The following is a 20836-nucleotide window of genomic DNA, read 5'->3' as shown; positions in this document are numbered from 1 at the left end:
GTGCCACTACAGATGGACACCCTTGAGGTTCAGCCAGTGATTTCCCTTACCGGGCTCACAGAGGACTTGTACCTCCAAGCCATCCGGCCGCCACCACGCGTACCGGAACAACCCCCGTCAAGGCGCTACGCGCCATGCCTGGTGCACCTTAAAAAACCTGCTGTTAAGCCGGCTTTTCTGGCATCTCGCGGTAACGAAACAAGGCTGGTCAAGTTCGCCACTATTTACTCTCTCATCGCGAAAGAGACAAGCTTTACCGTTTATATTGCTATTGGACTGATCGAAGCGTGATCAGACTGAGCGAAAAGCAATCATGCGTCGCCCCTGGGATTATAGAGATGAAGCAGGTAATGTCGCCCTCATGCGTTCAACCGCCTGTTCAGCGGCATCGTGAAATGGCAACAGAATCAACGTCGCCCCTTTCTCTTTGAGAATGCGCTGATCATGCAATTGTTGGGTGGATATGGCTATGCCTCCGGTATAGTGCTGCAGCTTGAGTCCCTCAATCAGAGATAAGCGTGGATCTTCATGGGTCACACCAATATCATGCTGTGGCATGGCGGAAACTACCCACTTGACACCTTGAAGCGGCAAGTCACTAACGAATGCGGGATCGCTGGCGTCACCATACATGACCATATGCCCCTGGTTGCGCCAGCGGCGCACTTCATCCGGGTTAAAATCGATTGCCAGAAAACTAAATCCCTCTTTTTGCAAATAATGTGCTATGGCCTTGCCATAGCGCCCCAATCCAAAAAGGATGACATCATAGGCTTGCTTGCAGGAAGGCTGCACTTCCAGCGTTTCTTCCCGGTAAGGTTTACTGCGTTCAAAGATATTCAGCCAGGGATCCAGCTTACTGTACAGGCTGTGAGAATAGGTGATCATATAAACAGACATGGCGATGGTAATAAGGCCGACCAATGTGACCAGACCGAGAGACTCTGCCGAAACATGTCCCAGAGTCAGGCCCATGGCCATGAATATAAGTGAAAATTCACTGATCTGTGCGACAGTCAACCCTGCCAGAAAGCCGGTGCGTTTCCGGTAACCCATCATCCCCATAATTACTATGACGATCAGCGGGTTGCCAATCAGTACAAAAACAGAAAATACTAAAGCCGGGATAACTTGCGAACCAAGCAGGCCGAGATCAAGCTGAAAGCCGAGTGCAATAAAGAAAAACAGTAGTAAAAAGTCACGCAATGAAGCCAGTCGCGCCACTATCGCTTCTCTAAAAGCTGTTGAGGCAAGAGATATGCCGGCAAGCAGACCACCAAGCTCTTTGCTAAAGCCCAGCTGACTGCCTATAGCAGCCAAAAGGGCTGCCCAGCCGATGGCAAAGGTGATCAGCAGCTCCTGGGATCGGGCAACCCGGCTTACAAGAGGGGTTGCTAGGTAACGAATGAAAAGAAGCACAAAACCCAACATCATTAGACCGTATATCAGCACGCTGCCGATATGAGCCAATACGGAGCCTTTCTCTCCCGCTTGCTCTCCAATACCAAAGGCGGATAACACCATCATCGCCAACACGACGACCAAATCCTGTACTATCAAAAAACCCACAGCGATGCGGCCGTGCAGAGAGTCCACTTCCCTTTTGTCGGAGAGCAGCTTAACGATGATAATTGTACTGGAAAACGTCAATGCCACCGCAACATATAGCGCGGAAATAGTATTCAGCCCTAAAGAAATGCCGATTACATAACCAATAACAGACGTAAATGCCACCTGACCAAGCCCGGTGGCAAGGGCAACTGATCCGAGCGTACGAATAAGCTTTAAATCGAGCTTTAATCCGACCAAAAACAGCAAAACCGCGATACCCAGCTCTGCTAGCAACTCGATATGCTCGTGAGATTGCACGATATTCAGTGCCGACGGCCCTGCCAGTACGCCGACAGCAATGAAACTGACAATCATCGGCTGACGCAGTAGCACGCCAAGAAAACCGATGACCGCCGCCAATACCACAAGAGCGGTCAGCTCGTAGAAGGGGGAAGCGTGGATAAACGTTAAGTCTGGCATCATACCCTCTTGCACCGGAACGCGGGCTTCATTTGCTTCTCGAGATCCATGACTTCAACACGCTATGTCGCTTGAACATCAATAGCAGATTGTCAGACCAAGTGCGCGAGTGTCAAAATGTTCTGTATGAAGGGAGGATACATCAAATACCAGCCTGGATTGCACAACCTGGCTGAAGAACTCGGTAATATGACCCCTGGTTGCAAGGTGTGGGGACTGCGGCAAAGCGGGGACTTGCGACGGACAGGTCTTTGGTTTTGAGTGAGACTTTACACGGTGTAGTCATAACACTCATTCTGTACCAATAGGAGAAAGATGACGTTTTTGGAAACGAAAAAACCCTTGAAACCTATTAAGAATCAAGGGTTTATCTAATCTGGCGGTGAAGGAGGGATTCGAACCCTCGATACGTTGCCGTATACACACTTTCCAGGCGTGCTCCTTCAGCCACTCGGACACCTCACCAAATTTTATTTCGGTATTTGATACGGTGTTACCTTCACCGTCTTGCTGACTTCGGATCTTTGTCCTCGGGCTGACGCAGCACGCTGCGTGACCAGCACCCCGGCTTCGCCTCATGGCAGCCACTCGGACACCTCACCAAATTTTATTTCGGTATTTGATACGGTGTTACCTTCACCGTCTTGCTGACTTCGGATCTTTGTCCTCGGGCTGACGCAGCACGCTGCGTGACCAGCACCCCGGCTTCGCCTCATGGCAGCCACTTGGACACCTCACCAAATTTTATTTCGGTATTTGATACGGTGTTACCTTCACCGTCTTCGTTCACCATCGCTGTGGGAACGGGGCGTAATTTAGCGGCTCGCCGTGCGGGAATCAAGGGTTTTTATCAGCTGAGAATTCAACTGGCTTAACTCCCGCCACTTTGGGTGCTTAGTGAACAGCGGAGCGGGGTTTTTGCTGCTCTTCAACGGCCAGCAACCCCAAGTCGGATATCTCCTGCACCAATTGTTGGGTTGCCATCATGGTTTGCTGCATAATCCAGGTGAACTGGTGTTGCTCAATACCGGCCTGGGTGTGGATATATTCGGCAACGATCAGCCGGGGCAGGTTGTCGTCAATGATATCGACAAATACCTTCAGGTTGGGGTAGCTCATATTCAGCCTGCCCAGCTCGGCCATTAGTGGCAACAGGCCGGTGGGACGGATCTCCACTTCTGTGGTCATGATGGCGTTTTCATGCTCTACAAACAACCGGCTTTCCAATACCCCGTCCAGTCCCTGGAGCTCGGATAAATGAATGCCGTGGCAATTTTCGCAGACATAGTGATTAATATGGCCGGCAACCAACCAACGCATGGCAACTTCAGCTGTTAACACGGGAAGTCCTGGAATGTTAAAAGAGCTCTAGTGTAAACCAAAGGCCTGCCCGAACAAAATAATAGCCAGAGAAACCTTACAATAAGCAGGCTTTATTTGCGTTTGTCGACAAAAGCGGGAATGCTTAACGGAGCAGTGAACTCAGGGTAATCTGTTCGTCATGGGGCCGTTTTCACTAAGGGGAAGGTTATGAAGACTCTGCTCGCCGCTATCGATTTAGAACCAGATTCAATTGTGGTTGTCAGGCGGGCCACTGAACTGGCTTGCTCGCTGGGTGCCGATTTGCACCTGGTTCATGTGGTTGATGATACCTTTACCCTCTATGAGTCGCTGGTCGAGATCCCGATGCGCCATCGATTGGAAGAGGCCGCCAGGCGGGCTCTGCAGCAGTTTGCGGACACCCTGCCCGAAGAGCTGAAGGCGCGCAGCCATTGCGATGTTATCCTGGGTAAACCGGCCAAGGCATTGCTCTCCACGGCCAGAAATATTGCGGCCGATTTGATTATCGTCGGCAGGCATCATAAGGATCCTTTGCAGGACTTGTTTTCAGGGACGACGGCAGAGAAGCTATTGAGATATAGTCATATTCCCTTACTGCTGGTGACAGGCGGGGAAACCGGGACTTACCGGAAATTAGTGGCGGCCACCGATTTCTCCCGCAGCTCTCACCATGCCCTCAAGTCGGCCCTGTGGGTGGCACCACAGGCAAAAATACGATTGATACATGTATTTGATCCTCCATTCATGGGGCTGGCCCGTTATCGCCAGCAGGATATGGAAGAGTTGGTGGTCCGGCAGAATGCCCGTATCAAGCAGGAGATAGCCGAAGAGATGCTCCACTTTCTGGGTAATGATGATCAAAGTCGGATCAGCACCCAGGTACTTTCCGGGGAAACCCAGGCCTGTATTGCCCATGTGGTGGACAAACAACAGTCGCAACTGTTGGTGCTGGGTACTCACGGTCGCCAGGGGATCAGTCGCTTGATGGTGGGCAGTGTCGCCATGGGGTTCTTGAGCGCACCGCCCTGTGACGTGCTGGTGGCGAAATAATGCACGTGCAAGAGGCGCGACCTCGCGGCGAAATGGCCGAGAGGCCATCCGATACCTTCAGATATCATCGCGGCGGGGTAGCCGTTCCCATCAACAGCCAAAGACTAGCGGCATCTCAACCTCGGGCCGATAAAGGGTGCCGTATCTCTTTTTGTCGTGCTGGTTCAGGCGAGCAGGGCAGGCCAGTCCAGCTCGTTTTTACCCAGCACCAGGAAGAAGGGATTGAGCACTTGCCGGGTATCGGCATAGTTGAGCGGCAGGCCGTCGAGCCGTACGACTGTGCCGCCCGCCTGTTCAACCACACAATGGGCGGCGGCGGTGTCCCATAACGAGGTGGGTCCGAGTCGCGGATAGGCATCGGCCGCGCCTTCCGCTACCAGGCACAGCTTGAGCGAGCTGCCCATGGCTACCAGCTCATGTGCGCCCAGCTTGTCCAGTAACTGCTGCAACGAATCACCCGCATGGGAGCGGCTGCCGACGATGCGCCAGGTGTCCCCCGGTACATGCTCGGCGACCCGGATGGCCTGGCGGCGACCTTCGCTGTCTATCTTGAAGGCACCGATACCGGCAGCGGCCACATAAGCTACCGCCAAAGCCGGTGCATAGACCACACCCAGCACCGACTTGCCCTGCTCGATCAGCGCGATATTGACGGTAAATTCGCCGTTGCGCTTGATAAACTCCTTGGTGCCATCGAGGGGATCCACCAGCCAGTAGCGCCCCTGGGGGTCGGCGCCGGCAAAGCCGTCGGTATCTTCTTCCGACAAGATCGGCAGTTGCAGGGGCAGGGCAGACAATCGCTCGGCTATCAATTGGTGGGCGGCGGCATCGGCCTCGGTTAACGGGGATTTATCTGCTTTTTCATCTATCGAAAACTCACGGCCATAAATGGCCATGATGGCGGCACCGGCGTCCCGGGCGATGGCCTCGACCTGTGCAAGCAGGTCATTGGTCAGGTAAGTCATGAGCTATTCCAGAATGAGGTAGAGGGGGCAGGTACCTCGCCGTGTTAATAGCGGTCGAAGTACCTGCTTTATCGGTTCGGGCTTACAAAATCAGCTTGAAGCTATCAGTTATAAGCTGGAAGCAGAGCCCCTGTCCGGTTTAACCTGGCGGGGGCTCTATCATGGGGACTTACAATATTCTAGCTTCTAAATAACTGTTCCTAATTGTGCTACAGCAATCAGGCTCGAACGCAGACTCGCCGTAAACCCATCCTTGGGGGCTCCGCCGCGCCGGCCCTGGCGCGGAGGGTCTGCTTATCGAATCCTGATTTTTGTCTAAAAAGTAGCGGTATTTGTATCAGTTATTTAGCCTTTAAGCCGGTTTATTAATCCGCCAGTAAAATGCCCTGACGCTTGAGGGCCTCAATCACCTCGTCGGCAGCGGCCTCGATGCTCAGGCCCGTGGTATCCAGGCGAATTTCCGGGTTCTCGGGCTGCTCATAGGCCGAGTCGATACCAGTGAAGTTTTTCAGTTCACCGCGACGGGCTTTCTTGTACAGACCCTTGGGATCCCGCTCTTCGGCCACGCTCAACGGTGTATCGACAAATACCTCGATAAACTCACCGTCTTCCATCAGCTCCCGGGCCATGCGGCGCTCGGAGCGGAACGGCGAGATAAAGGCGGTCAGCACGATCAGCCCGGCGTCGACCATCAGCTTCGATACCTCGGCTATCCGGCGGATATTCTCGACCCGGTCGGTATCGGTGAAGCCCAGATCCTTGTTCAGGCCGTGGCGTACGTTGTCACCGTCCAGCAGATAGGTGTGACGTCCCTGGGCGTGCAGCTTTTTCTCCACCAGGTTGGCGATGGTGGACTTGCCGGCCCCGGACAGGCCGGTAAACCATAGCACACAGGGCTTCTGGCCCTTGGTGACGGCGCGGGCGGATTTGTCCACATCCACATGCTGCATATGAATGTTCTGGCTGCGGCGCAGGGCAAAGTGCAGTAGGCCGGCACCGACCGTGTTGTTGCTCATCCGGTCGATAACGATAAAGCCACCGGTGTCCTTGTTGTTCTGGTAGGCGTCGAAGGCAATGGCGCGGTCAAGGCTGATGTTACACACGCCGATGGCGTTCAGTTCCAGCTTCTTGGCAGCGGTGTGCTCCATGGTGTTGACGTTCACCTGATACTTGATATCGGTAATGGTGGCGGTCACCGTCTTGGTACCCACTTTCAGCAGGTAGGAGCGACCGGGCAACAGCGGCTCCTCGTGCATCCACACCAGGGTGGTTTCAAATTGATCGGCGATTTCCGCCGGGGCCTCGACGGTGGAGATCACATCGCCGCGGGAAATATCAATTTCATCGGTCAGGGTCAGGGTCACCGACTGGCCGGCCACCGCCTGGGGCAGATCGCCGCCATGCACTACGATGCGATCTACATGGCTTTCCTTGCCCGAAGGCTGTACCCGAATGCGATCGCCGGGCTTGATCACACCGCTGGCGATGGCGCCGGAAAAGCCGCGGAAGTCCAGGTTGGGGCGGTTCACCCACTGCACCGGCATACGGAACGGGTCCCGTTGCAGGCGGGTATCGTCCACTTCCACGGTTTCCAGATAGCCCATCAGGGTGGTGCCGTGATACCAGGGCATCTTTTCGCTCAGGGTAATGATGTTGTCACCCTTGAACGCCGACATGGGGATAAAGGTCACCTTGGTCAGCCCAATCTGGTTCGCGAAGGCGTTGTATTCTTCCACTATGGTGCGGAAGGTCTTTTCCGAATAACCCACCAGGTCCATTTTGTTGATGGCCACCACTATATGGCGTATTCCCAGCAGCGACATTAGATAGCTGTGCCGACGGGTCTGGGTCAGGATGCCTTTGCGGGCATCGACCATCAGGATGGCGGCATCGGCGGTGGAGGCGCCGGTAACCATATTGCGGGTGTACTGCTCATGGCCCGGGGTATCGGCAACGATAAACTTGCGTCGGTCGGTAGAGAAGAAGCGATAGGCCACATCGATGGTGATGCCTTGCTCGCGCTCTGCCGCCAGACCGTCGACCAACAGGGCGAAATCGATGTCATCGCCCTGGGTGCCATATTTTTTCGAGTCGGCTTCGATGGCGGTCAGCTGATCTTCAAACAGCATCTTGGATTCGAACAGCAGGCGGCCAATCAGGGTGCTCTTGCCGTCGTCCACGCTGCCGCAGGTAATAAAACGCAGCAGGCTCTTCTGCTCATGGGCCTTCAGATACTGCTCGATATCGGTGGCAATCAAATCGGATACATGCGCCATTAGAAGTAGCCCTCTTGTTTTTTCTTTTCCATGGATGCAGCGGAGTCGTGGTCGATAACCCGGCCCTGACGTTCGGAGGTTTTGGTTAACAGCATTTCCTGAATGATAGCCGGCAGGGTATCGGCGTCCGACTCGACGGCACCGGTCAGCGGATAGCAACCCAGGGTACGGAAACGCACCTTGCGCATCTGCGGTACTTCACCCTCTTTCAGCGGCATACGTTCGTCGTCGACCATGATCAGGGCGCCATCGCGTTCCACCACCGGACGCTCGGCTGCGTAATAAAGGGGGACGATGGGAATGTTTTCCAGGTGGATATACTGCCAGATATCCAGCTCGGTCCAGTTGGAGAGGGGGAACACCCGGATCGATTCGCCCTTGTGCTTGCGGGCGTTGTACAGCTTCCACAGCTCGGGGCGCTGGTTCTTGGGATCCCAGCGGTGTGCCGCGGTGCGGAACGAGAAGATCCGCTCCTTGGCACGGGATTTTTCCTCGTCGCGGCGGGCACCGCCGAAGGCGGCATCGAAGCCATACTTATCCAGGGCCTGCTTGAGTCCCTCTGTTTTCATCACGTCGGTATGAATGGCCGAACCATGGGTAAAGGGGTTGATGTCCTTGTCGATGCCTTCCGGGTTGACATGTACCAGCAGATCCATGCCCAGCTTCTCGGCCATCTGATCCCGGAAGCTATACATTTCGCGGAATTTCCAGCGGGTATCCACATGCAGCAGCGGAAACGGCGGCACCGACGGATAAAACGCCTTCATCGCCAGGTGCAGCATCACGGCGCTGTCCTTGCCGACCGAGTAGAGCATGACCGGATTGTCGGCCTCCGCCACTACTTCACGCATAATATGGATACTCTCGGCTTCCAGCCGTTGCAGGTGAGTAAGTGTCATGGTATCTGTTCTCATCAATGGATTATGCTAATAGCTAAATGTTATATCAAATCTATATATCCAGTTTATTTGATATATGATTACAATGATAGCCCTGCTTAAAGAGCGAGTGGTTATATATGTCAGCGTATTGGGTATTAGCATCAATCGGGGCCCTGTTGGGTCTGTTGATCCAGGGACGATTCTCGCCGGCCGTGTTGTTCAGCTGCTGGGCCGGTGGTTACCTGATGTTTGGCATCGTTGATGAAAAAGCCCTGCTGGCCAGCTATTCCAACCCGGCGCTGGCGACCCTGATCGTGCTGATGCTGGTGTCGCTGGCACTGGAACGCTCGCCGTTGCTCGATCGGTTTTCCGATATCCTGCTCAAGGGGCGGGAATCTTTCGCCACCCTGCGCTTGATGGGGGTGACCGCCGTCTTTTCCGCTTTTCTGAACAACACAGCCGTGGTCGGTTCTTTGCTCGGGGTGATCTCCCGCCAGCGCTACCTGCCGGCTTCGCGGCTGCTGATCCCCTTGTCGTTCGCCTCTATCCTGGGGGGTATTACCACCCTGGTGGGCACCTCGACCAACCTGGTGGTGAACTCGTTTGTGGTCAATGCCGGCCTGCCTGCGCTGGGCATGTTCCAGTTTGCGCTGGTGGGTATTCCGGTGGCGCTGCTATGTCTGGCGGGTCTGCTGCTCAGTGCCCGGTTGCTGCCCAGCAACAATGCCCAGGATAAGGAGGCCAACCAGGCCTATTTTCTCGAGGCCGAGGTGATGGCCGGCTCGCCCTTGATTGGCAACAGCATAGAAACCAACCAGCTGCGCAGCCTGGATGGCCTGTTTTTGCTGGAAATCGAGCGTAATGGCCGGCTGATATCGCCGGTGTCGCCTGACGAAGTTTTGCTGGCCGGTGATGTGCTGGTGTTTACCGGAGAAGTACAGAAAGTACAGGCGCTGCAGCGTTTTCAGGGCCTGGATGTATTCGGCTGCCGGGCCGATGCCTTGCTGGCATCCAATCTGGTGGAGGTGGTGATCTCCAACGAGTCGGAGCTGGCCAAGCGTACCCTGCAGGAAGTGGATTTTCGAACCATGTTTAACGCGGGCGTGGTGGGGATCAGGAGAGGGGAGCGGCGGCTGACCGGTCAATTGGGCCGGGTGCCGCTGCGGGTCGGGGATAGCCTGCTGTTGGCAGTGGGTTCGGACTTTATCCAGCACAAGAACCTGGATCGCAACTTTCATGTGCTGAACGGCACCCTGCTCAGGCCAAAATTGAGCCCCCTGCAAAGTACCCTGGCGTTTAGTGGTTTTGGCGGTGTGATTGCCATGGCGGCTCTGGGCATCTGGCCCTTGTTCAATGGCTTGTTGCTGTTACTGGTGGCCCTGCTGCTGAGCCGGGTGCTGACGGTCAGCGAGCTGCGGCGACGCTTCCCGTTTGAACTGATGCTGATCATCGGCTCGGCGTTGACGGTCGCCAAGGCGCTGGAAAGCTCGGGCGCGGCGGCGCTGGTAGCGGATTTCATGCGCCTGGTATTTAATGGTTATGGGGTATTGGGGGCCTTTATCGGCGTGTACCTGATCACCCTGGTGCTGACCGAGACGGTGACCAACAATGCGGCGGCGGCGCTGGCCTTTCCCATCGGCCTGTCTACCGCCCAGGTGTTCAATGCCGATCCCTTGCCCTTTATCATGGCGGTGGCCTATGGCGCCAGCGCCTGTTTTATCGTGCCTTTTGGCTACCAGACCCACCTGATGGTCTATTCCCCCGGCCGATATCGCATGCTGGACTACATAAAAACCGGTCTGCCGGTGAGCCTGCTGTACTCCGCAGGGGTGATAGCACTGGTGCCTGTGGTGTTCCCGTTTTAAGCCGGACATTTAAAGCTGGAAGAAGTAAGCTGGAAGAAAAACAGAGTCCAGCGCCATCCTGCAGTCTCCCGTTTTTAGCACTATTTGGTCTGGAGCTGAAAGTTAGGTTAACCACCAGTTTCGTTTAATTTTCTGATCAATCCCGACAGTATGGCGGCAATGTCTCGGGTTTCCTGGTTCCATTGCTTGCCAAGATCGGTATCAATATAATCTATATCCATGTCGATGTAGGTTTGTGTTCTCAGCTCGGCACATGATCCTTAGGCGATGATCAGGAAGTGGCTCCTGTCTTTTATGGTAATTCGGGTCATTCCTTCTGCGATATTACATGGCACAGACAACCCGGAGCGGGTGATTTGGTCTCTGAAGCCAAAATCACGCAGTGGTTGAAGGGCCCTATAAACATCCGCAGAAAGCCGTGCGGAACGCTTCCATACATCCAGTTTTTCAAAATCCATTGCTACTCCCTGGACGATGTTCAAACTCTTCCAGCTTCCAGCTTCCAGCTTCCAGCTTCCAGCTTCCAGCTTCCAGCTTCCAGCTTCCAGCTTCCAGCTTCCAGCTTCCAGCTTCCAGCTTCCAGCTTCCAGCTTCCAGCTTCCAGCTTCCAGCTCCCGCTTATTTGATGGTCTGCTTGTGCAACCCTTTCTGCAGCACCATGTCGACAATCGGCTGTTCACGCTTGTTGGCGCGTCGGCAATGATCGGGTTGGACGCTGTCGGTCAGCCGGATAACAAGGCGGGCCCAGCGTTTGTGGTCCCGTTCGCGCCAGGCATGGGACGAAACCGACTCCCAGGCATAGCCGTTGAACACGCTGGCATTGACAAAATGGTCCAGGGCGCGCACTCCGGAGCGAGCACGTTCAACCCGGCCGATAAAGCCCACATAGCAGATGATCACATAACCCAGTATGGCCATGGGCACGACGATACACATCAGCAGAAAACCGGCGATACGTTCTTTCATGTTGATACCTGTGACTTTCTTCGTAGCAAGACCAATTTCATGCCATTTGCGGAGCGGATGGTCAGCCGCCCCACGGGCTCGGGCACAAAATCCGGAGCCAGACTGAACCGGTAGTCCCGCAACAGGGTAGCCAGGACCAGGCTGGCTTCCTGCTGGGCGAAGGCGGCACCGATGCACACCCGCGGGCCGACGCCGAAGGGCAGATAAGACTTGTGCAGTGGCACCTTGAGTCCATCCCGGGTGAAACGATAGGGGTCAAAGCCATGAGGATTATCCCAGAACGCCTTGTGGCGGTGAATAAGCCAGGGCGAGACCACCAAGGCCCCATCTTTGGGCATTGTTTTATCGCGCATCTCGGTGGCCACACTGCATTCACGGGTCAAGAAGCCCACCGGCGGGTAAAGGCGCAAGGCCTCGCGAAACACATCGCGTACCAGCACCATCTTCTTCAATGCTTCCACGCTCATGGGCTGCTCCGCCAGCACCCGGGTCGCCTCAAGGTGGGCATCCTGCTGGATATCCGGGAACAACGCCAGCAGATACAGCGACCAGCTCAGCGCACTGGCCGAGGTTTCGTGCCCGGCAAGGAACAGCATGGAGATCTGATCCACTATCTCATCAAAGGTAAATGGCTGACCCGTGACCTCGTCCACCGCCAACAGCAGGGTAGACAGAATATCCTGACGGGCATTCAATGCGGCCCTGGACAGAGGGCAGCCTGCCCGGGCCGCGGATGCCTCGCTGTAGCGGGGCCGGAGTAGGTCTTCAATGGTGGTGCGGATCACCCGGGCGGCATCCCGTTGCTTGCGTCCACGGCGCAGCCAGCCTGGCAGTCTGAACATCTTCAGCAGTGCCAGCTTGGGAGATTCGGCCTGGAAACGCACAAAGGCTGCCAGGATGCGGTTGGCCTGCTCCGGCGCCAGTTTTGTCGACATGATGGTGCGGAAGATGATATCGGCGGTGGCATAGGTTATCACCGGGTCGATGTCGATCTCGGGTTGCTGATCGATGCTATGCAGGCGGGCCGACATATCGGCCACAGCCTCCTGCATCAGGCCAAACACCTTCTGCACCCGGGCATGCTTGAACGCCGGATCCAGCATATCCCGTTGTTTCTTCCACTGGCTGCCGTTGGTGGTAAAGATGCTCTCGCCGAGCAGGGGGGAGAGAATATCGGCCAGCAGCTGGTGCTTGGGAAACTGCTCTGTTTCCGACACCATCACCCGGCGTACCAGTTCGGGCTGGTTGATCATATACAGCGTCATCCCCGGCAGTCGGAATTCGCCCATCTTCATGCTGTAGCTGCGTTCATAGAGGGCATTCAGCCAGGAATGACGCTTGCTAAAGAATACCTTCCACAGCGAAGCCTTGCTCTTGGTCGGTTTTGGGAAAACGGGACAGCTCATTGCAGTTGCTCCAGGCGCGCGGCAATACGCTCAGGACCGGCGGTAAAGGCAAAAAAATCGTAGGGTCCTGCCTTGTCGGTGGCCATCAGATACAAAAAGTGCATGGCATACCAGGCCCGGCTGAGACGTTTGTAGTGGGCGGCATGATAGAGGGTAAAAAAGCGTGGAGACAATATCCTGGGGCCGGCTTCCCGGGTTCGTATCAGGCCACATGAGGTAACCGGATCCAGCAGGGGAAAACAGGCGCCGTCGGTGGGAGCGCTGTAATCCAGCCACAACAACCGAGGATCTTGCGCCAGCCGTTGCAGGGCATGGCGAAATGGCGTTGCCCTGGGCTGAAAACTGAGCAGGGGAATACAGTGTCCCAGGGTGATCAGTATTACCCTGTGATCTTTAAACAGTGGTTTGTCCTGGATATGGGTCAGCACCAGGGACATCACCGGTACCGCCAGCATGGTACCCACGCTGTGGGCGATGATCACCACCTCTTGGTTGTCGGTATCTTCAATCGCTCGGATAATTTCATCGGAAAATACCGAGATACGCTGATCCAGCCCGGGAATATCGCCGTTGGCCCATTTGGCGGAAAAGGCATAGATGCGCAGCAGCCAGAATACCGCCAGCTTGTTGCCCAGGTGCTTGAAACCAGCCATCGCGGCCCACAGGAACAGCATGGCAACCAGGCATCTTAGGCCGCTATCGAGCCAGCCCGGCAGGACTGGCAAGGGGAACAGCACAAAGGTCAGATAACCCAGGTAGCCACTGGTTGCCAGTGCAAGCAGGATGAAGAAAACCGGATACAGGCCGGCCAGCATCTGTTTGCGCGAGGCGCGGGCAAACACCAGGATGCGGCCGGTAGCGATATAGACCCAAAGGCAATAGCAGAAGTCGGTAACAATGGCCGGCCAGCCTCGCGCCCAATTGGCGCGGATTATGTCGTCCCAGCTCAAGAAGTTGTACCGGCTGTGGGTATCGCGGGTATCCAGCCGCCATTGATGCAGGTGGGACGACAACCGTATCCGCCTGGATACCTCGATATCCAGCCCGTTTGCCCCTGCCTGCTTCGCCGCCTGGGATTTGTAGAGCCGGTGGTAATGACCGGCACCGCGGGGATCAAATCCGGAAATATAAAACACCTGGCGTTGTTTAATCGTCAACGGGTGACTCCTTTATCAGCCATGAATGCAGTCGCCGCAGTCGGGTCTCCCATGAAGGACCTGGGTTTCCACGGCAACCGAGCTATGGTTACCCTCTCAGTGCTTCCCATAAAAACCTGAACTTACGCCAGCGGCGTTGGCACCAGGCCTTGACCGGATGACCGCTCTCGCTAAGGGTTTCCCGCTCCTGGGCCAGGCGCCAGGCCATACGCAGGGGCGTGCTGTACAAGCCGGTCGGCCAGTCAATATAGGTGGGATACCAGGCATAAGCGGCGTACACAAGGGCTGCCAACGGCAGGCTACGGCCACGTCGATTCACCGGGTATCTGTCCTCCGTCAGTCCCCAGCCGGCATAAAACGGCTGGCCCCACACAGTGACCGGTTTACCGCGGATCAAGGCCTCTAGCCCGGTGAGTGAGGTGAGGGTGTGCACCGCATCGCAGGCATCCAGGCAGGTGACAATGCTGGTCTCGGTCTCTACCGCATCGGTGCAGCGGGCCAGCACTTCGGTTGATACGATCCCCTTCCTGTTCCCGTTCACCACATCCGGGTGGGGCTTGAACACAATAAAGGCATCGGGATGCGTGTCGCGTACTGCCTGCAGCAGGGCGGCATTGTCCTTGACAACTGGGCTGCCCAGTTGGATGGAGGCATCGTTATCCACCTGGCCGGGTACCAGAATAATGGTTTTGTCACCGGCCCGAGTACGCCAGTTCAATAGGGACTGCGCCCCTACATTGTATTTAGTCAGCGCCTGTTGCCGGAGGTAGCTCATCAGCTGTTCAGCCAATGCCAGTTCACGGTCGCTGAATAGATGGGTGGCTAAATGCCGTTCGAGGGTGCTGGGCGAGTGCGGGTTGTAATACATGCCCAGCTGGTCCACCACCAGAGATCCCGGCCGGCGCAGATCCGAACCCAGGCCTACCGAACGTAAGAAGCCGTCTTCCATGCGCCATACCGGCATTGGTTGCGGGGCAACCGGCTCCTGCCCCCACACCAGCACAGCCTCATCGTACCGTACGAGCGGCGCGGGCGATTGTCGGTCAGAATGGATGCTGACAGCGGCCTGTCCGGTTAAAGTCGAAGCTACAGAGGGTAAATTGTTATCTTCCGGCTTCGAGCTGTCAGCTTGCAGATGTGATTTTCCGGTTTTCAGCTCTTGGCTAAACACGATTTCATCTGCGTAACGGCGTAAAAAATGGGGAGCAAACCGCCGTCGCCACAATGAAAACCCTATCACATGCAGCTTTTTCAACCGGGCGGTCGGTGGCCGCTGGGCCAGGATCAGGTCCAGTAAATCCTCCGGTACACAGCGTTGCCCGGTAATGGGATCCGCGTAGCGGCAGTAGCGTACATAGGCGGCGGCCAGTATTTGTGACACAGTGCGTGTTTTGCCCCGTCGGGGGATAACCACCCGGTCGTCCGTCACCCCCCAGCCGGCATAAAAGGGGGCACCAAAGCAGACCACCGGCTTGCCGGCCAGCAGTGCCTCAAAGCCAAGCTGCGACGAGACCGTATAGACCTTGTCCACCGTCGTCAACAACGCAAAGGGATTGACCGTATCGGCCAGCAGTAATACATCATCATCGGCAATATCCACTAAATAACCCCGCTTCTTGCCCAGCAGCACATCGGGATGGGTGCGCACGATCAGCTGGGCGCCGGGGTTTTCCAGGCGGGCGGCCTTCAGCATGTCGATAAAGCTGTGTTCACCCGCCAGCCCCAGGTGGACGGCGAGATCTCCCCTGGTCTGATCAATCAGCAGTACCCGGGGTCGGGTTGCATCCAGGCGGGCTGCAATTGCCGGCGTCAGGTGATTATCTCCATAACAGTTATATTTGGTAATGCCCCCGCTAATCAGCAGCGTCTGCAATTGCTCCGCCCGTTGCTGCCAGGCAGGGTTCCACCAACTGTTGTCATCGATCATTCGTTCAAGCCGGCTGGGACGGGTGGCGTCGTAATACATGCCGACGTCATCCACAATCAATGACAACCTGACCGCTCCGGTTGCCGGATGACCGATATAGCCGATAAAGCCATCCTCCAGTTGCCAGAAGGGCAGGGCGCGGCGTGTTGCCCACTTGCGGGCCCGCTCGGTATTGGGTTTCATTCCCCAGCCCACAACGGCGTTCAGCGCCCCATAGGGTCGCGTGGTCAGGGTTTGGGGAGCAAGCAGTCCGTTAAGTATCCGGCGCTGACGCCAGATACCCGGAGAAGTGGTTAGCAGCATTTATTGACCGTGTTGCGGCGTTGATGAGTTTTACTGTAAACAGGAGCCGGCATTGTCTGCCATTCGCTGTCTGTCCAGGTCATCGCGACTCAATTGTAAGATGGCTTCGACCCACCGCCGTTGATCCATCGGTAATAACAGACCGTTGTATTGGTGGCGGATGATTGATTGATACACGGGATGATCGGCATAGATACCCAGGGCCCCGGCCCGGGTGATATCAAAAAACTTGGTATAGGAGCGGGCTGAATTAAAGGTGTTATCCAGTAACGGTGCCAAACCTATCGTTCTGCCCGGGTGCCGCAACAGCACCTGGTAGGCCTGCCATGCCATCGGGTGGAGAACATGCACCCGCGGTAACGCGGAAAACAGCGAGTGTACTCGACTATCTCCAATGATCTCGAAGCAAAGGCTCGGCTCCTGTTTAAGCACGGCCTCGACGACCGGATACAGCCAACGTATCTCATCATTGTGCGCTTCTGTACCATGGTAGAACAGGGTTTTCAGTGGATTAGCATCGCCATAGGGCGATCTTGGCAACAAGACGCGAGGGTTCCAGTCCGCATATTTTTCAGCCAGGCAGGGAGTGGATACCCATAGCTGCGCTCCGATGCTCCTGAGCCATTGCCGATGCCGCCAGGCAAGACGATAGAGCTTCCAACGATAGTGCAACGGCAAGCCGGTGTGTGCTTTCAGATCAAAGAGGTCATCATCCATAAAAAAGATGATCTGCCCCAATCGATGCTTGTTTGTTTCTACCCACCGACGCCAGCGGGGCGATAGATAGCGCACGAATATCACAGAGTCACCTGCAATAAGGGTTACCGGCGGCAGTGCATTGAGCCGAGTTTTCTCAGGCTCCACACCCAAAGAATTCAGTAACGGTTGAATAAAAAAGTCCGTGGTGGGGTTGGGGTCTTGCTCAACAATCAGGACTCCGGACATCACGGGTTACCCAAATATCTGGATGATTCGAAGTCAATATCCAAGAACTTTGGCACGATATCGGATATCGAACGTGTTTGATCATTCATAATACACTCGGTCAGGAATCCTGATCACCAGGGCCAGGCCACGCGCGGAACCTTGCCAAGATTAAAGTCAGGCTGTGAATAGTTGAGGTTGGGGTTGTAGAAGGGGTCACGTTCAATGACATGCCCCCAGCGGCTGCGCATGTAATCGACTTCACGTTTGGCACGAGCCTGTTTCTCCGGATCATCATCCTGGCCGCGAGAAACGGATTCATGGTGATACAGCTCCGCATAAGGCGTATATATTACTCGCCAGCCGGCCTCCCTAATGCGCAGGCAGTAATCGACATCGTTAAACGCCACCGGCAGGTCAGTTGAATTCAGTCCACCCAGCCGCAGATAGAGGTTGCGTCGGGTTACCAGGCAGGCGGCGGTTACCGCAGACAGATCCTGGGGGAGCACGGCCCTGTGCATATAGCCGGGATCATTCGGCTCCAGTACACCATGCAAGTGGGTGGCACAACCGCCCGGTCCCAGCACGTCACCCGCATGTTGCAGCCGGCCGTTGCTGAAGTATAACCGGGCACCGACGACCCCCACACCGGGCTGAAGCAAGCGGGATACCATTTCTTCAAGCCAATCGGGAGAGATAACTTCGGTATCGTTGTTCAACAGGCAGAGCACCGTTCCCTTTGCCTGCTGGGCCGCATAGTTATTGATCGCAGAAAAGTTGAACGGTTGGTTATAGCGCAATACCCGAACACGGGGATCAGAGTTCAACTGTTCGAGGTATGCCAGTGCTCCGGGCTCGCTGCTCTGATTATCAACTACCAATATTTCGAAGTCCGGCCAGGAGGTTTTTCTCAGCACGCTGTCAACGCAGGTTTTGAGGTAGCGCAACGCATCCCGGGTCGGTATCACAATACTGACTTTAGGGAGTAATTGCGGAAGCCGGTAGTGTATCCTCAGATGGTCACCTGATAGCGCCACACCGGCTTTCACGCCGAGTCGAGAGAGGTGGTTTTCCAGCGCCTGTTGATTGGCCGCCGCCGTTTCCGGGCAGTATCTTTGGTGGCAGAGGATGGCAGGAATATGGCATACCGCCGATGGTCCTGCCAGGGCCGCGGTATCCAGTACAAGCTGAAAAGCACTGTCAAAACCCGATTGTCGCAATACCCTGTGAAATACATCGGCGCGCACGGCAAACGTATCGCCTACATATCCCGAGGCGCGCTCCAGCTCTTCAGACCAGTCTGGTTTGAACTGAGGGTTGATGCGCTTACCATCCATCAGATAATCATGGTCGGGGTAGATCAATTTGATATCGGCATTGCGTGACTCAACAGCCATCCAGGCCAGTGCCCAGGGGGCCAGTTCCGTCCCCGGCGCAAGCATCAAGAGCCACCGACAGGATTTCGATAGGGCCGGAAGCGCCCCGGCGTCCAGCACGGTCGCCCGGCCCTGCAGGTTTTCCTCGAGTTCGGCATGGTGCTGCTCTGTGGTTAACACCCAGGACCGGAAAGGGATTTCCAGCTGTCTGTCAAGCGATGTCAGCGTGCGAGAAAGTGCCGCAGACGATTGAGGTGTACGGGCATCAATTACGACACCGAAGAGACACTCCTGCAGTGCATATCTTTTTATCGCACCTTTCAATCGTCTTCGATCGGCAGCGGTGTGCTGCTCACACAGGGCTATCCAGTCGGGATAGCAGGGAGAGGCCACGAAATGACGGGCTTTTCCCACCAGGCGGTAAGCCTTGCGCGGGCTAAAAAGTGCTACCGCCCAGCTAAGGCCGCGGGCGCGGCGCTGTGGTAACGGGGTACTAAAGAGCGTCGAGAGGACTCGATGCCACATCAACATCCGGCTGGTGAACAGACTGACCGGCTCGAGAAGGATCGGGCCGGCACAGTTCACCGGTTCTGCACTCTTGAGTTCCAGCCACACATGGCGGGCACCTTTTGGTAAATAAACCAGCTCAAGCAATGTCCCTTTAAGTGTCACGGGCAGAGCAAAACGATGACTATTTCCTTGCCGGTCTTCCGTTATCAGGCTTGCTTCCAGGCTTGAACCCTGGTGCTTCAATAAAGCACGTATCAGCACCCAGCCTGGTCGCAATTTGCCCTGGCCGACACCGATCTGGAGGCACTGTCTCCGTCGTGTGTCTGAACAGTGGGCAGGAAGGATCACGATGGCACCTTCAATCCGGACGCTTACCACAATACCGCAAAAGCCGGCGGGCAAGGCGCAATCCCAAATGCTCGGTTTTATGCGGTATCCTCTGTGTATTAGCAATAAATGCCAGAGGCATATGACGGTTAGCCGATACCATTCCCAGTTCAAAGCCGGTTTCCAGCCAATGAGCCGGCAGTTCAAAAGAAAAGCCGCAAGGATGTAATTGCCAGAATAGGGGAGCATGGGTTTCACGTCCAAAAAGCGCACGGAGCACATCAATGCGAACCTGCTCTGGCTTAAACTGTCGGTCCCCTTGTCGGCCGGAAACATAAATCTCAAATACATCCTCCAGTTGATTGGCTGTCACCAGCCAGCCGGCCACCCTGAAGGTGCCCGTATTAATCAACCATTCGCCTTCGGTCGGCGAGTCCAGGTGCCAGCGGACCCATGGTTTCAGGTCGTTTCCAAGCTGCCTTGTTATCCGTACGCACTCAGCAGGACGGTCCCCAATCACTTCTTTAAGATACAGCTGGTAACCGTTGGCTTTTTCACAAGCAAGCTGTGCGTCTGTTATCGGCTCGTTATCCCAACAAAGCTCCATCGGGTAGTACCCCTGCGAATGCAGTGCGTCCTTAACCTGTGGCCGGTAGGTCTCGGGTACATAGGAGTCGAGTACAAACTCCCTGAAGCCCGCCAGGCTTACCCACAGCGCCACCATCTCTCCTGCCAGGCCTTGTTCCATCAGGTGCCGGGTAAGCCTGTCGATACTGGCGGTAGTAAACTCCTCGTTGACCAGCGCACGGAGTTTGTCGGAGACCTGGTGTTGGCCCTCGAATACCTGTAAATAGGCTTGATCGCCCGAGATGACCGGAATGCCCGGCTTTCCGCCAAACATCCGTCGCCCAATGGTCGACTTGCCGGAACCCGGTTCCCGCATTAGCAGCCAGGCATAGGGCTTGAGCTTGCGAACATGTACTACATAGCGCGGTAAGGGATCGCCGACCTGATTGACACTGTGGCCAATTATCTTCCAGGCGTAGTCCTGGAGCTCGTTTCCCAGTTTTTTCCGTGTAGGAAAGTAACGTTCGTCAATATCACGGCGTATGCTGACCCACGCATCTTCGGTACCGGGCGCCATGCCTATTTCCAGTATCAACAAGCCATCGTCTGCCAGTATCGCCATCAAGCTATGGATTAAACCGGCCTGATCTTCTGCATAATGCAACGCCGACAGCAGGGTAATAACATCGAATGGCCCGTCCGGCAGCGCTTGCCATGACTGGTTAAGAAATACCGCTTCAGGAAAGCGTAGCGCGGCTTTGCCAATGGCCGTGGCAGAATTATCCATGCCGACAACCCGGCTGGCGCCGTCAAACAGGGCATAACCGCAAAAAAACCCCTCATTGCAGCCAACATCCAGAAAGCGCTTGCCTTTCAAAGGGGGCAGGCGCAATGCCTTGAGTTTGTCCAGGGAACGGGAGCCGCCCTTAGCGTCGGGAAAAGACTGGTATTGCATCCCTGACTC

14 protein-coding genes, 1 tRNA gene and 1 pseudogene are annotated in these 20836 nt (G+C 55.7%); 2 read left to right on the top strand and 14 right to left on the bottom strand.

Going from position 1 to position 20836, the window contains the following annotated elements; translation table 11 throughout:
• Window positions 1-330: 330 nt before the first annotated feature.
• From DCS96_RS05725 to DCS96_RS05715, 3 genes are all read right to left on the bottom strand, one after another.
• Window positions 331-2031, bottom strand: coding sequence for a cation:proton antiporter (locus DCS96_RS05725; protein ID WP_116473356.1), 1701 nt, complete (start codon window positions 2029-2031; stop codon window positions 331-333).
• 377 nt (window positions 2032-2408) lie between these two features.
• Window positions 2409-2496 (bottom strand) — tRNA-Ser (locus DCS96_RS05720).
• Between the two features lie 429 nt (window positions 2497-2925).
• A complete protein-coding gene (locus DCS96_RS05715) occupies window positions 2926-3351 on the bottom strand; it encodes a YbjN domain-containing protein (protein WP_116473355.1) in 426 nt (141 codons plus the stop codon).
• Between the two features lie 210 nt (window positions 3352-3561).
• Between DCS96_RS05715 and DCS96_RS05710 the strand changes: the two genes are divergently transcribed.
• Window positions 3562-4422: a universal stress protein gene (locus tag DCS96_RS05710; RefSeq protein WP_116473354.1), complete on the top strand. Its 861-nt coding sequence runs from the start codon at window positions 3562-3564 to the stop codon at window positions 4420-4422.
• A 164-nt stretch (window positions 4423-4586) separates the two neighbouring features.
• On the opposite strand, the gene cysQ is transcribed toward DCS96_RS05710, so the two are convergent.
• The 3 genes from cysQ to cysD all read right to left on the bottom strand — a co-directional run bounded on the left by cysQ (window position 4587) and on the right by cysD (window position 8562).
• A complete protein-coding gene (gene cysQ / locus DCS96_RS05705; RefSeq protein ID WP_116473353.1) occupies window positions 4587-5387 on the bottom strand; it encodes a 3'(2'),5'-bisphosphate nucleotidase CysQ in 801 nt (266 codons plus the stop codon).
• A gap of 365 nt (window positions 5388-5752) precedes the next feature.
• On the bottom strand, window positions 5753-7663 hold the full coding sequence (cysN, locus tag DCS96_RS05700) for a sulfate adenylyltransferase subunit CysN (RefSeq protein ID WP_116473352.1): 1911 nt from the start codon (window positions 7661-7663) through the stop codon (window positions 5753-5755).
• On the bottom strand, window positions 7663-8562 hold the full coding sequence (gene cysD, locus DCS96_RS05695; protein WP_116473351.1) for a sulfate adenylyltransferase subunit CysD: 900 nt from the start codon (window positions 8560-8562) through the stop codon (window positions 7663-7665). The genes cysN and cysD overlap by 1 nt, the downstream gene beginning before the upstream one ends.
• Window positions 8563-8720: 158 nt before the next feature.
• Between cysD and DCS96_RS05690 the strand changes: the two genes are divergently transcribed.
• Window positions 8721-10409, top strand: a complete 1689-nt coding sequence (locus DCS96_RS05690; RefSeq protein WP_232818190.1) for an SLC13 family permease — start codon at window positions 8721-8723, stop codon at window positions 10407-10409.
• 107 nt (window positions 10410-10516) lie between these two features.
• Here DCS96_RS05690 and DCS96_RS05685 read toward each other — a convergent pair.
• The 8 genes and pseudogenes from DCS96_RS05685 to DCS96_RS05650 form a co-directional block, all read right to left on the bottom strand.
• Window positions 10517-10867 (bottom strand): annotated as a pseudogene (locus tag DCS96_RS05685) (four helix bundle protein).
• A gap of 160 nt (window positions 10868-11027) precedes the next feature.
• On the bottom strand, window positions 11028-11375 hold the full coding sequence (locus tag DCS96_RS05680; RefSeq protein ID WP_116473349.1) for a hypothetical protein: 348 nt from the start codon (window positions 11373-11375) through the stop codon (window positions 11028-11030).
• Complete coding sequence (locus DCS96_RS05675) at window positions 11372-12781, bottom strand: cytochrome P450 (RefSeq protein ID WP_116473348.1); 1410 nt, start codon at window positions 12779-12781, stop codon at window positions 11372-11374. Before DCS96_RS05675 ends, DCS96_RS05680 begins: the two co-directional genes overlap by 4 nt.
• Window positions 12778-13938 carry a hypothetical protein gene (locus tag DCS96_RS05670; RefSeq protein WP_116473347.1) on the bottom strand — a complete coding sequence of 387 codons (1161 nt, stop codon included), beginning with the start codon at window positions 13936-13938 and terminating at the stop codon, window positions 12778-12780. The genes DCS96_RS05675 and DCS96_RS05670 overlap by 4 nt, the downstream gene beginning before the upstream one ends.
• Window positions 13939-14026: 88 nt before the next feature.
• Complete coding sequence (locus DCS96_RS05665) at window positions 14027-16168, bottom strand: capsular polysaccharide biosynthesis protein (RefSeq protein WP_116473346.1); 2142 nt, start codon at window positions 16166-16168, stop codon at window positions 14027-14029.
• A 30-nt stretch (window positions 16169-16198) separates the two neighbouring features.
• The gene (locus tag DCS96_RS05660) at window positions 16199-17113 is read right to left on the bottom strand and encodes a glycosyltransferase family protein (protein ID WP_116473345.1); all 915 of its coding nucleotides are present in this window, start codon (window positions 17111-17113) and stop codon (window positions 16199-16201) included.
• 113 nt (window positions 17114-17226) lie between these two features.
• Window positions 17227-19239 (bottom strand): glycosyltransferase family 2 protein, encoded by a 2013-nt coding sequence (locus DCS96_RS05655; RefSeq protein WP_157953592.1) that lies wholly within the window; start codon window positions 19237-19239, stop codon window positions 17227-17229.
• A 97-nt stretch (window positions 19240-19336) separates the two neighbouring features.
• Window positions 19337-20827 carry a class I SAM-dependent methyltransferase gene (locus tag DCS96_RS05650; RefSeq protein ID WP_157953591.1) on the bottom strand — a complete coding sequence of 497 codons (1491 nt, stop codon included), beginning with the start codon at window positions 20825-20827 and terminating at the stop codon, window positions 19337-19339.
• Between the last annotated feature and the right edge of the window lie 9 nt (window positions 20828-20836).

The organism is Zobellella maritima (assembly GCF_003075035.1).
Taxonomy (GTDB): domain Bacteria; phylum Pseudomonadota; class Gammaproteobacteria; order Enterobacterales; family Aeromonadaceae; genus Oceanimonas; species Oceanimonas maritima.
Note: the sequence above shows the minus strand (reverse complement) of the source record. Positions and strands in the feature narration are given on the sequence as shown.